Annotated in this window: 11 protein-coding genes; 3 read left to right on the top strand and 8 right to left on the bottom strand. The window is 74.6% G+C overall.

All coding sequences use genetic code 11. The annotated features are described in order from the left end of the window. Nucleotides 1-82: 82 nt before the first annotated feature. The 5 genes from dpgD to ACIOHG_RS18380 form a co-directional block, all read right to left on the bottom strand. On the bottom strand, nt 83-892 hold the full coding sequence (dpgD, locus tag ACIOHG_RS18400; RefSeq protein ID WP_400951556.1) for an enoyl-CoA-hydratase DpgD: 810 nt from the start codon (nt 890-892) through the stop codon (nt 83-85). 44 nt (nt 893-936) lie between these two features. Beyond that, nucleotides 937-2,244 (bottom strand): (3,5-dihydroxyphenyl)acetyl-CoA 1,2-dioxygenase DpgC, encoded by a 1,308-nt coding sequence (gene dpgC, locus ACIOHG_RS18395; RefSeq protein ID WP_400951553.1) that lies wholly within the window; start codon nt 2,242-2,244, stop codon nt 937-939. After that, nucleotides 2,241-2,936: an enoyl-CoA-hydratase DpgB gene (gene dpgB / locus ACIOHG_RS18390; RefSeq protein ID WP_400951550.1), complete on the bottom strand. Its 696-nt coding sequence runs from the start codon at nt 2,934-2,936 to the stop codon at nt 2,241-2,243. Before dpgB ends, dpgC begins: the two co-directional genes overlap by 4 nt. Nucleotides 2,937-3,011: 75 nt before the next feature. Further along, a complete protein-coding gene (gene dpgA / locus ACIOHG_RS18385) occupies nt 3,012-4,136 on the bottom strand; it encodes a 3,5-dihydroxyphenylacetyl-CoA synthase DpgA (RefSeq protein WP_400951696.1) in 1,125 nt (374 codons plus the stop codon). 42 nt (nt 4,137-4,178) lie between these two features. Next, nucleotides 4,179-5,471 (bottom strand): PLP-dependent aminotransferase family protein, encoded by a 1,293-nt coding sequence (locus tag ACIOHG_RS18380; protein WP_400951547.1) that lies wholly within the window; start codon nt 5,469-5,471, stop codon nt 4,179-4,181. Between the two features lie 415 nt (nt 5,472-5,886). Here ACIOHG_RS18380 and ACIOHG_RS18375 point away from each other — a divergent pair, with 415 nt between their 5' ends. The 3 genes from ACIOHG_RS18375 to ACIOHG_RS18365 all read left to right on the top strand — a co-directional run bounded on the left by ACIOHG_RS18375 (nt 5,887) and on the right by ACIOHG_RS18365 (nt 8,174). Beyond that, on the top strand, nt 5,887-6,099 hold the full coding sequence (locus tag ACIOHG_RS18375; RefSeq protein ID WP_400951544.1) for an MbtH family protein: 213 nt from the start codon (nt 5,887-5,889) through the stop codon (nt 6,097-6,099). Between the two features lie 5 nt (nt 6,100-6,104). Beyond that, the gene (locus tag ACIOHG_RS18370; protein WP_400951542.1) at nt 6,105-7,442 is read left to right on the top strand and encodes a cysteate synthase; all 1,338 of its coding nucleotides are present in this window, start codon (nt 6,105-6,107) and stop codon (nt 7,440-7,442) included. Nucleotides 7,443-7,577: 135 nt separating this feature from the next. After that, nucleotides 7,578-8,174, top strand: a complete 597-nt coding sequence (locus ACIOHG_RS18365; RefSeq protein ID WP_400951540.1) for a cysteine dioxygenase — start codon at nt 7,578-7,580, stop codon at nt 8,172-8,174. Between the two features lie 61 nt (nt 8,175-8,235). Here ACIOHG_RS18365 and ACIOHG_RS18360 read toward each other — a convergent pair whose 3' ends face one another. From ACIOHG_RS18360 to ACIOHG_RS18350, 3 genes are all read right to left on the bottom strand, one after another. After that, nucleotides 8,236-9,120, bottom strand: coding sequence for a geranyl diphosphate 2-C-methyltransferase (locus ACIOHG_RS18360; RefSeq protein ID WP_400951537.1), 885 nt, complete (start codon nt 9,118-9,120; stop codon nt 8,236-8,238). 64 nt (nt 9,121-9,184) lie between these two features. Continuing rightward, nucleotides 9,185-10,555 carry a family 2 encapsulin nanocompartment cargo protein terpene cyclase gene (locus tag ACIOHG_RS18355; RefSeq protein WP_400951534.1) on the bottom strand — a complete coding sequence of 457 codons (1,371 nt, stop codon included), beginning with the start codon at nt 10,553-10,555 and terminating at the stop codon, nt 9,185-9,187. Nucleotides 10,556-10,867: 312 nt separating this feature from the next. Next, complete coding sequence (locus tag ACIOHG_RS18350; RefSeq protein ID WP_400951531.1) at nt 10,868-12,370, bottom strand: MATE family efflux transporter; 1,503 nt, start codon at nt 12,368-12,370, stop codon at nt 10,868-10,870. Nucleotides 12,371-12,491 lie beyond the last annotated feature (121 nt).

Genomic DNA, 12,491 nt, shown 5'->3' with positions numbered 1-12,491 from the left:
CTTCGAGGTGCTCCGGTTCGGCTGGCAGTGGCGTGCGGGTACGGGCGGGCGGAGGAGGTGCGGAACGGGTACGCGGGACGGGTCAGCGGGCTTGCCAGCGCGGTTCGCGCTTCTCGGCGAAGGCCCGCGGGCCCTCCTGGGCATCGGCGCTGTGCATCCGGCGCTCCTCCCAGGGGTAGCGGGTGCGGAACGCCTGCGGCAGCGGCAGGGCGGCGGCGTCGGCGGCGGCCTGCTTGACGGCGCGGACGGCCAGCGGGGCGCAGCGCAGGATGTCGGCGACCCAGGCGTCCACGCAGGCGTCGAGTTCGGCGGCGGGGACGACGTCGTTGACCAGGCCGAGGCGGTGGGCCTCGGCGGCGGTCATCGGGCGGCCGCTGATCAGGTGGCCGAGGGCGATCCGGTAGGGGGCCTGCCGGGTGAGCCGGAAGACGCCGCCGGCGCCGGCGATCAGGCCGAGCCGGGCCTCGGGCAGGGCGAAGACGGCGGTGTCGGCGGCCACGATCACGTCGCAGGCGAGGGCGAGTTCGAAGCCGCCGCCGTGGGCGTGGCCGTTGACCCGGGCGATCACCGGCTTGGCGAGGTCGAAGCGTTCGGTGAGCCGCGGCCAGCCGGGTTTGCCGCGGCTGCCGAAGGTGGACGGTTCGGCGGTGCCCGCCGCGTTGCGGGCGGCGAGTTCCTTGAGGTCCTGGCCGGCCGAGAAGGCGCGGTCGCCCGCGCCGGTGAGGACGGCCAGCCAGAGGTCGTCGTCGGCCTCGAAGTCGTCCCAGACCAGGGCGAGTTCCTCGTGCGTCCGGAGGTCCATGGCGTTGCGGCACTCGGGCCGGTCCAGCGTCACGCGGGCGACGCGGCCGTGCTTCTGGTACCTGATCCGGGTCAGCTGCGCCGGGTCCATCCTGGTCTCCTGCCTGCTTGCGTGCGGGGGGTCCTGACGCGGGGTCAGGCGGCGAACCGGCCGACCTTGCCGATGACGTCGGCGCTGTACAGGCGCAGGGCCTGCTGGAGGGCGAACTCGGCCATGTAGGCGCGGAAGTGGTCCGGCGGCTCCTCGGCGAGGTGGAGCATCCGGCGGTTGGTGACGACGGCGGGGCTGTCGAGGCGTTCCAGGGCCTCGGCGGCGGCCCGGTCCATCCGTTCGGGTTCGACGACCTCGTCGATCAGGCCGCGGGCGTCGGGGTCGGTGGCCTGGAGGCGGCGGCCCCAGAGCAGCAGCTGCCGGGCGGTCCGGCCGCCGGCCAGCCGGCCGAGGCGCAGGTTGGCGGCGCCGGGGACGATGCCCTCCTGGGCGGCGGGCAGGCTGAGGTGGGAGTCGGCGGCGGCCAGCACCCGGTCGAGGACCAGCAGGAGTTGGGCGCCGCCGCCGATGGCGAAGGTGTCGACGGCCCCGACCCAGGGCTTCTCGATCACGGGGGTGTGCCAGGCGCCGTCGTGGTCGACCCGCAGGCCGCGGACCAGCTTGTTGAGGTAGCCGAGTTCGCGCCGCAGCAGGAAGTCGACCAGTGAGATCTCGCCGCGGTGCAGGGCCTTGAGGTTGATGCCGGCGCTGAACACCCGGCGGCCCCGGTAGCGGGGGTGGGTCATCTCGCCGCCGCGCAGCAGGCCGACGCCGACGGCGGGGTCGAGCAGGGCCAGGTCGACGGCGGTCTCCATGTCCTCGACCTGGCGGTTGTCCTCGGCGTTGAGGCAGTCGGGGCGGGTCATGGTGAGTTCGGCGGCGCGGCCGTCGCGGACCAGCAGCACCGAGCCGAGGTCGAGCCGGCCGGTGCGGCGGAACTCGGGGAGCAGGGCGAGGGCGCGGTCGGTGGGGCGGGCCATCGACTCCAGCAGGTGGGGGCCGGCGGTGGGCGAGCGGAGCACGGCGCGCAGGAACAGGCCCTGGTCGATCTCGCGGCCCTCCTTGGCGCTCTGCGGCCGGCCCTGGTCGGCGGCCAGCTGTTCGGCGGTGGGGAGCAGTCCGGGCCGGTCGGCGGTGGCGCGGGCGAGGAGTTCGGGCAGCCGCAGGTGGCGGGTGCGGTCCTCGGTGAGCTGCCGGTAGAGGGTGTCGACGTGGCGGCGCAGGTAGGCGTCGCGGGCGGTGCGGGCGGCGTTCTTGGCGTCGGTGGCGCGCTGCCGCTGCTCGGGGGTGCGTTCGGCGGGGGCGGGCAGCGCGGCGAGGACGCTCTCGGCCCGGTCGGCGGCCGCGGCGAGGGCGCGGCCGGCCGTCGCCGGGTCGGCGTCGGCGGCCGCCGGGGCGGCGGTGCTGCTCACGGGGCGATCTCGGCGGGGGTGCGGCGCAGCATCCGGTCGCAGGCGGCGAGGTGGCGGCCGAGGGCTTCGTCGAAGCCGGTGGTGGCGGCGTCCGTCAGCAGCTGGCGGCGGACGGCGGTGTCGGTGGTGTCGCCGAGGGCGGCGGTGAGTTCGGCGAGCGCGGCGGCGGGGTCGTCGGTGACCCGGTCCAGCAGGTGCAGGGCGTGGGCGCGTGCGGTGTCCAGGGGGGTGCCGAACAGGGCGGTGCCGCGGACGGCGGCGACGCCGGCCTGGTGGGCCAGCCGGTACAGGGCCATGCCGGGCCAGACGCCGGCCGGGCCGGTGGCGGGCAGCAGGCGGGTGCCGGGGGTGGCGATCCGGTGGTCGGTGGCGAGCAGCAGGTCCAGGGCGGTGCCGCCGCAGTCGCCGGTGGCGAGCGCGACGGTGGGCCGGTCGAGGCGTTCCAGGCGGCGCAGCGCCCGCTCCCACTTGTTGACCAGGGGCAGCGGGGCCTGCGGGGTGCCGTCGGGGGCGCCGGTGACGCGCAGCACCAGCGGGGTGCGGTCGTCGGCGTCCTCGGCGCGGTCGCACAGGGCGTTCAAGGCCTGGACGGTCTCGGCGGTGAGCGGCCGGGCGCCGTCGGTCTGCGGGTGCGGGGCGGTCTGCGGTGCGGGGTGCGGGGCAGGGTGCGGGGCAACGGGGGGCGGGGTCATCGGAGGGTGCTCCTGTTCGGTTCGGGGGTCACCGGCTCGGGGGTCACCGGCGGTCCGGCGCGCGGCCGGGGGCGGTCACCAGCGGGCCAGCGCGGTCTCGATCGTGGAGCCCGGGCCCATCGTCATCAGCACGCAGTGGTCGCCGGGTTCGGCGGCGCCCTCGGCCAGCAGGCGCTGGTAGGAGAAGAGGAACGAGCCGCTGGAGAGGTTGCCGTAGTCGCGCAGCACGCCGGTGGTGTGGCGCAGGTCGTGCCGGGTCAGGCCGAGGTTGACGCCGACGGCGTCGATGACCTTCTTGCCGCCGGAGTGCACCAGCCAGTGCCGGACGTCGCTGCGGCGCAGGCCGGTGCCGGCCAGCAGCCGGTCGACCACGGTCTCGGCGTGCGCGCCGACCACGTACGGGACCTGGGGGTCGAGGTAGAAGCTGAACCGGTCCTGGGCGTCGTCCCAGTCGTAGCGCATCGCGTCGACGGCGTCGGTGACGATGTGGCTGGCGAAGCGGAGCAGCCGGGGGCCTTCGGCGTGCGGCAGCGGCAGGGCGGGTTCGCCGGCCAGCAGGGCGACGGCGGCGGCGCCGTCGCCGAACAGGCTGTTGACGACGGAGGTGCGCATGGTGCCGTCGAAGACGTAGGCGGCGGAGCAGGCTTCGGCGCAGACCATGACGGCGAGCCGGCCGGGGTTGGCGCGGGCCCAGCCGTTGACGGCGTTGAGCGCGTTGAGTCCGGCGTTGCAGCCCATGCCGACGACGTCGAGCCTGCTGGTGGCGGGGTCGATGCCGAGCTGACGGATGATCAGGGCGCTCAGGCCGGGGGTGAGGAAGCCGGTGGTGGTGACGCAGCACAGGTAGCCGATGTCGGACAGGTCGGCGCCGGTCCGCTTGAGGCACTCCTGGACGGCGCGCACGCCCATGTCGACGGCCTGCGCCTTGTGCTTGGCGAGCAGCGCGCCCTGCGCCTCCATCACCCGGCGGCCGTCGGGGCCCTCGGGCGGCAGGGTGAGGTGGCGGCGCTCGATGGCACTGTTGGTGAAGACGGAGCGGACCCTGGGGTCCTGGATGTCGAAGATGTCCAGCAGTTCGCGCTGGGTGTAGGAGGTCTCCGGGACGGCGGTGCCGACGGCGACGATCCGGGCCGGGCCCGTGGCGGTGGCGCCCGTGGCGACGGGGCCCGCGTCAGTGGCGCCCGGGGCGACGGTGCTCATGGCGGTGTTCATGGTGGGTTCCGCTCTCTCTCCTCCGGACGGTCAGTTCCCCGGCCGGTCCGGTCGGTCCGTCAGGTCCCGTACGAAGTCCGCCAGTCGGTCCAGGCCGGTCTCGATCTCGGCCGGGCGGAGGTGGCTGAAGGAGAGCCGCACGGTGTCGCGCGGCTGTCCGTCGGCGTAGAAGTGGTGCATGGGGGTCCACAGCACCCGGTGGCGCTCGGCGCTGAGCTCCAGCAGGTCGTCGCCGGCCGGGAAGGGCAGGGTGAGGACGAGGAAGAAGCCGCCGGCGGGGGTGTTCCAGCGGACGCCCTCGACGTCGCCGAAGCGGGCGGCCAGTCCGGTCAGCACCTGGTCGAGGTTGGCCCGGTAGGTGCGGGTCTCGCGCGCGTTGGCGGCCCGCAGGCTGCAGCCGTGGGCGAGCAGCTTGCCGCCGATGACGGCCTGGGCGACGGGCGAGGTGTTGACCGTCAGCATGCTCTTGAGCTTGGCGAGTTGGTCGGCGAGGTGGCCGCCGGCCACCCGCTGGTCGGCGAGCGCGTAGCCGACCCGGGCGCCGGGCAGGCCGGTCTTGGCGAAGGAGCCGAGGTAGACCACCCGGGCGTCGGCGTCCAGCGCCTTGAGGGTGGGCGGCCCGGCGGGGTCGCCGAACAGGCCGTACGGGTTGTCCTCCAGCAGGAGGAAGTCCTCCTCGGCGGCGATCCGCAGCAGCCGGTGGCGGTCGGCCAGGCTCAGCCGGGCGCCGCTGGGGTTGGCGAAGTCGGGGATGACGTAGCAGGCGACCGGGTTGCGGCCGGCCGCCCGGGCGGCCCGGGCCTGGGCCACCAGGTGGTCCAGGTCGAGGCCGGTAGCGGTCTCGCGGACCGGCAGCACCGGCAGGTCGACCAGTCCGGCGGCGCCGTGCACGCCGACGTAGCTGGGGGCGACGGCGAGCAGCACGTCCCGCTCGTCGCGGCGCAGCGCCCGGAGCGTCAGGTAGAGCGCCTCCTGGCAGCCGACGGTGACGACCAGCGCCTCGGGGTCGGCGATGATGCCCTCGTCGACCCGCAGGTGCTCGGCGACGAGTTCGTGGATGACGCCCTTGGTCCGGCCGTACTGGAGCAGGATGCGGCGGACCCCGGTCTCGTCGCCGCCGGCGCGTTCGGTCAGGTGGCGGCGGTAGCGGTCGAAGTACCGCGGCACGTCGTCCAGGTCGAAGAAACCCTCGAACGGGCGGCCGGCCGCCAGCGAGACGGCGTCCGGGAATCGGTGCGCGATCTCGTTGAGGAAGTTCATCGACTCGCTGACCGGGGAGGTCAGTGAATCGTGCAGGGCTGCCAGGTCGAGTTCGGTGACCACGCTTTTCCTTTGTGGCGGTGGGGGGTGCTGCTGTTCCGGACCGGCCGACGGCAGGAAAGTGCCCCGGTCCGGTTCTGCGCATATTCCAGAGGCTAACCGCACAGGTCAGCGAATGACAACTGACCTCGGGTCATATGTCGTGCAGGTACTGATCAGTGCGACTGTCAACGGTGAATTCATGCTCCGTTTATGTTCCGGCGAATTTCCGTTTTCCCGCCGCCCCAAGCCTCTCACCTCGTGAGTCGCGGTCTGCGATCAGCATTTTGACTCACTCTTTACCGGGGCGGGTGAACCGCTCTCGCGGCCTTTTCCGTACCCATTTTTCGGGCCCCCGGGAATTGCCGCCCGAATACAACGGGCGGACCCCCGTCCGCGGTTCAGCGGCCCCGCCCTGTTCACTCTGAGAGGAAACGCGATGACCAACCCGTTCGAGGACAACGAGGGCAGCTACCTGGTGCTGGTGAACGAGGAGGGCCAGCACTCGCTGTGGCCCGCGTTCGCCGAGGTGCCGGCGGGCTGGACCGCCGCGCACGGCCCGGCCGGCCGCCAGGAGTGTCTGGACCACGTGGAGGCCCACTGGACGGACATGCGCCCGGCGAGCCTCGTGCGGGCGACGGCGACGGCCTGACCGCGGTGCTCCCCGACCCGAACGACGCCGCGCACCACCACCTGGTCTGCCCGGTCTGCGGGCGGCGCCAGGCCGACGACGGCCTGACGCTGGCCTGCCCCGAGCCGCACGCCCCCGGGCTCTGGCAGAGCGCCTACCGGGAGGCCGAGCTGGCGCCCGACGCCGACCGCGACGGGGTGTACCGCTACCACCGCTGGCTGCCCGTCCGCCGGCACCTGGCCGGCACCGGCCGCACCGCGGTGCACCGCAGCGAGCGGCTCGCCGCCGCGCTCGGCCTGGCCGAGCTGTGGATCGCCTTCAACGGCTACTGGCCCGAGCGCGGCGGCGACCTGGAGACCGGCTCCTTCAAGGAGTTGGAGGCCGCCACCGTGCTCGGCCGGCTCCCCGAAGGGGCCGGGACCCTGGTCGTCACCTCGGCGGGCAACACCGCGATCGCCTTCGCCGAACTGTGCGGCCGCCACCGGGTGCCGGTGGTCGTGGTGGTGCCGGCCTCCGCACTGCCCCGGCTGCGCACCCGCACCCCGGCGGTCCCGTGGGTGCGGATCGTCGCCGTCGAGGGCGCGGACTACGCCGACGCCATCGCGCTCGGCGACGCGCTCGCCGCCCAGCCCGGCTTCGTCCACGAGGGCGGCACCCGCAACGTCGGGCGGCGCGACGGGCTGGGCACCGTCCTGCTCGCCGCCGTCGAGGCGACGGGCGCGCTGCCCGCCTACTACGTGCAGGCCATCGGCAGCGGGGCGGGCGCGATCGCCGCGCACGAAGCCGCGCTGCGGCTGCGCCGCCGGCCCGAGGACCCGCTGCCGCGCCTGGTGCTCGCGCAGAACGCCTCCTACGCCCCCGTGCACCGGGCCTGGCGGACCGGCGAGCGGCCCTGGCAGTGCGGCGCCGACCAGCAGCAACGGCTCGCCGCAGAAGCCGCGTTCGCGCCCGAGCTGACCAACCGCAGACCGCCGTACGACGTGCGCGGCGGCCTGTGCGAGGCGCTGACCCGCAGCGGCGGACAGGTGTGGACCGCCGACGCGGCCGAGGCCCGGGCCGCGATGGCGGACTTCGAGGACCTGGAGGGCATCGACATCGAACCGCCCGCCGGGGTGGCGCTGGCCGCGCTGCGGCGGGCCGTTCGGGCCGGCCGGATCGACACCGGGGCGCCGGTGCTGCTCAACGTCACCGGCGGCGGGCGGGCCCGGCTGGCCCGCGAGCACGTGCTGGTCCCCCGGCGGGCCGACGCGGTGGTGCCGCGCTCGATCGTCCACGACCCGGTGGCCGTCCGCGACCTCGCCGCCCGCTTCCGCGACCTGGACGCCCGCTCCCCCGCACCGGAGCTGCGGCCCGCCGGCGTCTGACCGCCCCGCACCGCCCGCCGCCGGCCGCCCCGCACCGCCCACCGACCGGGGCCCGGGACCCGGGTTCCGGTCCGGACCCCGGCCCTGCTGTCGGCCGAACCACCGCTGCGATCACCGGAGTTGGAGAGAACCGCCATGACCGCCCGCCCTGCGGCCCTCGCTGCCGCCCCTCCCACCGCCCCTCCCGCCGGTACGCCGCTGGCCGAGCTGATCGGTGCCGTCCGCGCCGGGGTGCGGGGCCGCCCCGACCCCGCGGAGCGGGCCCGGCGGGCCGCCGGGGCGCTGACGCCGTTCCTGGGCCGGGCCGACCTGCTCCCGTCGGAACGGACGGAGCCCGACCCGCTCGGCTACCGCCAGCACCTGCTGCACGCCGAGCCGGACTTCTCGCTGGTGGCGCTGGTCTGGCTGCCCGGGCAGGCGACCGGCGTGCACGACCACACCGCCTGGTGCGTGGTCGGCGTCCACCGGGGCGCGGAGGAGGAGACCCGCTACCGGGTGGAGACCGGGCCGGACGGCGGGGAGCTGCTGGTGCCGGACGGCACGGCCGTGCACCGGGCCGGCGCGGTCACCGCCGTCGTCCCGCCGGGGGACGTGCACCTGGTCCGCAACGCCACCGACGCCACCACCGTCTCGCTGCACGTCTACGGCGCCGACATCCGCGACCGCGGCACCAGCATCCGGCGCGGCTACGACCTGCCGGTGGCGGGAACGGCCGGTCCCCGGCGCCGGTAGCGGCGCCGGGGACCGGTGGGGGGGGTGACGGTCCGTCACCCGTGCCTGGAGCGGGGTCGGGTCAGACCCGGTCGGCGGCGATCAGCACGTACTGGAAGGAGCCGTCCTTGTAGGACTCGATGAAGGCCTCCTCGATGCCGGTGACCAGCGAGGAGGTGGCCCGCAGCTCCCAGTACGGGAGGGTGTCGGGGGTCAGGTCGATGATCGCCTGCGGGACCAGGCGGTTGTCGGCCATCGCGCGCAGGTACTCGCGGCGGGAGTGGATGTTGCACTCGAAGTGGGCGTTGATCTGCGAGACCCACTTGGAGGGCTGGCCGTAGCGCGGGTTCCAGCAGCCGGTGATGGTGACGTACCGGCCGCCGACCTTCAGCACCCGGGAGTGCTCGGCGAACAGGTCGTGCAGGTCGACGTACATGCTGGACTCGTTGTTCCAGGAGCCGGACATCTGGCCGGTCTGGAACGGGGTGTCGAGCATGTTGCAGACCCGGGAGTGCACGTGGTCGGCGATGCCCAGCTCCTCGACCCGCTGGTTGCCGAACTCGGCCTGGGTGGAGGACAGGGTGACGCCCTCCACCTTGCAGCCGAAGCGCTGGTGGGCCATCACCATCGAGCCGCCGCGGCCGCAGCCGGCGTCCATCAGGGTGTCACCGCTGCCGATCGCGCCGAGGTGGTCGAGCAGGACCTCGGCCTGGGCCGACTCCAGCCGGTGCAGTTCGGCGATCAGCTTCTTCTCGTACTCGGCGTCGGCCGGGTCGCCGAGCGCCGCGTGGTCGACGTCGCCGATGCCGTAGTGGTGGTGGTAGAGCCCGTCGACGTCGCCGAGGCGCAGGTTCACCGGCCTGGCCTCGTTGTTCCAGTAACGGGCGATGTCTCCCTGGTAGGGGGTCGCGGGCGACGGGACGAACGCGGAGGTGCCGACGGTGGTGCTGAACTCGGTGCTGGTCACAGAAGTGCGATCCTTTTCGTAGCCAATAGTCCGGGCTGGCAGGGAAGTTGGCGGGAGCCGCGGCTCACCAGAAATCGGGCAGCCGGTAGCGGTAGGTGTTGGTCCGGTGCCAGTAGTGGTTGCCGTCGACCCAGGCGGCGACGCCGCGCAGGAAGCGCAGCATGGTCGGCGCCGGGCAGGCGAGGGCGAGCGCGGCGGCCTCGGCCTCGTAGGCGTGCATCAGCTCGTTGTGGACCTCGACCGCCTTCAGGTAGCCCTCCTTGGCGGAGAGTCCCTCCTGCTCGGCGATCACCACCGGCAGGTTGAGGTGGCGGCCGGGGCTGTCGAGCTCCTTGGTGTAGGAGTACAGGTCGTTGACCAGGGTGGTCGCATTGCCGGCCAGCGCGATCACCCGCTGGGTGGCGGGCAGCGCGTGCAGGTCCGCGGGGAGCTCGTAGCCGCCGACCGTGTCGGTGATGGTCGGGCAGGGCCGGAAGTTGTTGAACTGGCGCATCGCCAGGTACTCCCAGACCTCCGGCACGTGGTCGGTCTCGGCCCAGGCCGCCTCGGCCAGGTAGCCGAGGTGCAGGCGCGCCATGTCGTGCCGGTACCGGTCGGCCTGCGACGGGGTGGACATCGCGGTGAAGTAGCCCATCGCGGACCGGTAGGCGCGGCGGGGCGCGTCCGAGCCCAGCGAGGCCAGCCAGGCCGGCTCGTACTCGGGCGTGGTGTGCAGCGGGTCCAGCGCGGTGTGGGCGAGCAGCAGCCGGCTGCCGAGGCCGACCGGGGAGCCGCCGTAGTCCTCGCAGTAGCAGTCGTCGACGGCGTTCTCGGCGACCATCAGGCGGGTGGCGAGCATCAGGTGGTCGACCGTCGGGGCGTCCGGGTGGCAGGCGACCATGTAGCGCCCGACCGAGAAGCCGTCGAAGTCGCCCTCCCACTCGTCGGGGAACAGGTCGACCTCGTCCACCGCCCAGTCCTTGATCCGGCGGCTGACCTCGGCCACCCGGACCGGGTCGGGCTCGGCGATCGGGTGGAAGTAGAGGCCGGGGACGGGGGTGCCCTCCGCCCGGTCCACCGGGGCGGCCGCCGCCAGCAGCCCCGCCAGGGTCGGGACACCGGGCAGCGCCGACCCGGCGGCCGGGCCGGGCGGGCCGGGCGCGGCCGGGGGCCCGGCGGGCGGCTCCGGGGTGTGGACCGACCAGAGGCCGGACGTCCCGAGACCGCTGGGGCCGCGCAGGATGCGATCCAACTCGGCTTCGGGCAGCGGCACTTCGGCGGGCGCCGAGGCCTCGACCGCCACCGTGGGGGCCGCCGTCGCGGGGGCCGCCAGTGCGGGGACCGTCACCGCGGACGGGAACGGCAGCGGGGGCGGACCGGGCAGCGGCGGTGGCGGGAGGACGGACGGTGCGGCGGCCGGAGCAGGGGGCGGCGAGGAAAGCCCGGGGTCGGGCATCCGTGGCTCCTTCTGGCAGGAACGGGTGCGGGGAACGGGTACGCGAAAGAGGGGAGGGCGAACGGACGGTGCGCCACCGGTCGTGCCCGGCGCGCTCGGCCCGGGTGGAACCGTATGGCGCCGTGCATGCCGTTCGCCCGGAAGGCGGGGAGCGGTTACCTCGATACGGTGATCTCCAGGACCTGGAGGTTTATCGGGCGGACGACGACATTCCGGCCAGCCACCCCGCCCGGACGCCCCCGCCCGGCACTGCCCCGCTCCGGCCCGCCCGGATCCCCCGCACTACCCGCCGCCCCGCTCCGGCCCCGTTGATCACTTTTCGGCCACCGTCCCGGAGGGCACGCGCGCCCCCTCTTCCGGGTGACCCGCGCCCCCGCGCCGACGGGTCGTCGGCGCGGGCGCCGTGCGCCGGTACATCCTGACGACGGCCGCGCACTGCACGGCCATGGACACCGCCATGGCGCAGCAGATGCCGGGCAGTCCCAGCCCCGACAGGCCGCCGGCGAGCGCCAGTTGGAGCAGCACCCCGCACGTGGTGATCCGGGCGAGGGCGGGACTGCCGCCGCTGCCTTCGAACACCCCGCCCAGCGCGATGAAGCAGGCGAGCAGGACCAAGTACGGCCCCAGGCAGCGCAGGTAGAGCGCGCCGGCCTCGGCCACCGCGCCCTCGGCGCCGAACGCCCGCATGATCCACGGCCCGGCGGCGAGCAGCGCCAGCGCGGCCGCGAGCCCCAGCGTCCCGGCGAGCAGCAGCGCCTGCCGCCCGACGGCCCGCCGCTCGTCGTGCCCGGCGCCGAGCAGGTGGGAGGTGCGGATGGCGGCGGCCTGGCGCACCGCGTAGAAGGCCATGGTCGCGACGTACATGGCCTTGGCCGCGATGCCGTAGGCGGCGACCTCGGTGACCCCGATCCGGGCCACGACGGCCACCAGGACGAGCGCGCCCGTCATCCGTACGACGAAATCGGCCGCCATGGGCAGCCCCGTCGCGGCGACCGTACGGGCGTCGGAACCGAGCAACCGCGTCCGGCCTGTCCAGCCCGCTTGGCTCGTTCGGTCCGCCCGGCTCGTTCGGTCCGCCCGGTCCGCCCGGTCCGCCCGATCCGCCCGATCTGCCCAGTCCGTTCGGTCCGTTCGGTCCGAGGGCGCCGCGGCTGCCGCGGCCGCCTGCCGCAGGACGGGGTTGCGGCGCAGTGCGAGGAATCCGCAGGCGAGCGCGGCCGTCCGGCCGAGCACCGTGGCGAGCGCGGCCCCGCGGACCCCGAGCCCGCATCCGAGGATGAGCACGGGGTCCAGGGCGAGGATCAGTCCGTTGGCGAGCATGGCGAGCCGCATCGGGGTGCGGGTGTCGCCCGTGCCTTTGAGGATGCCGTCGACGACGTTGGTCGCGAAGAACACCGCGATGCCCGGCAGGGCGATCGAGAAGTAGCCGGTGGCGAGGGGCAGTGAGCCGTCCGCGCCGCCTCCGAGCACGAGTCGGGCGAGCGGCTCGCGGCCCAGGAACCCGCCCAGGGCGACGACGGGCGTGACGATCGCCCACAGCGTCCAGCCGCCGCGCACGGCGGAGCGCAGCGCCGCCGGGTCCTCGGCCCCTCGGGCCCGGGCGATCAGCACGGTGGTGCCCGACCCGGCGACGAGGACGACGCCGAGCAGCAGGTTCTCCAGGTTGGTCGCCACGGCCACCGCTGCGACGGCCGCCCCGCCGAGCCCCGCCACCCAGACCATGTCGATGATCCCGGCGGTGACGCCCGCGAGCAGTTCGAAGTAGACCGGATACGCCAGCGACACCAGCTTGCGCCGGTGCTCCGTTGCCCTCATGGCAGCTCCCCCTCGTTCTCGCTGTACCTCGATTCGAGGTACAGCGAGAAGAGGTAGCATGACCGGACGGGACGGGCAAGTGCCCGGCCAAATGCGGGAACCGGACAGGTAACAGGTACGG

Origin of the sequence: Kitasatospora sp. NPDC088134 (assembly GCF_044741705.1) — a bacterium.
Taxonomy (GTDB): Bacteria; Actinomycetota; Actinomycetes; order Streptomycetales; family Streptomycetaceae; genus Kitasatospora.
The sequence above is the reverse complement of the archived record's forward strand: the minus strand, read 5'-3'. Positions and strand labels throughout refer to the sequence as shown.

Excerpts from the sequence above, each read along its gene's own strand:
- dpgB (WP_400951550.1), bottom strand. The coding sequence starts at position 2,936 with ATGACCCCGCCCCCCGTTGCCCCGCACCCTGCCCCGCACCCCGCACCG.
- dpgD (WP_400951556.1), bottom strand. The coding sequence starts at position 892 with ATGGACCCGGCGCAGCTGACCCGGATCAGGTACCAGAAGCACGGCCGC.
- ACIOHG_RS18355 (WP_400951534.1), bottom strand. The coding sequence starts at position 10,555 with ATGCCCGACCCCGGGCTTTCCTCGCCGCCCCCTGCTCCGGCCGCCGCA.
- ACIOHG_RS18350 (WP_400951531.1), bottom strand. The coding sequence starts at position 12,370 with ATGAGGGCAACGGAGCACCGGCGCAAGCTGGTGTCGCTGGCGTATCCG.
- ACIOHG_RS18365 (WP_400951540.1), top strand. The coding sequence starts at position 7,578 with ATGACCGCCCGCCCTGCGGCCCTCGCTGCCGCCCCTCCCACCGCCCCT.
- ACIOHG_RS18375 (WP_400951544.1), top strand. The coding sequence starts at position 5,887 with ATGACCAACCCGTTCGAGGACAACGAGGGCAGCTACCTGGTGCTGGTG.
- dpgA (WP_400951696.1), bottom strand. The coding sequence starts at position 4,136 with ATGAGCACCGTCGCCCCGGGCGCCACTGACGCGGGCCCCGTCGCCACG.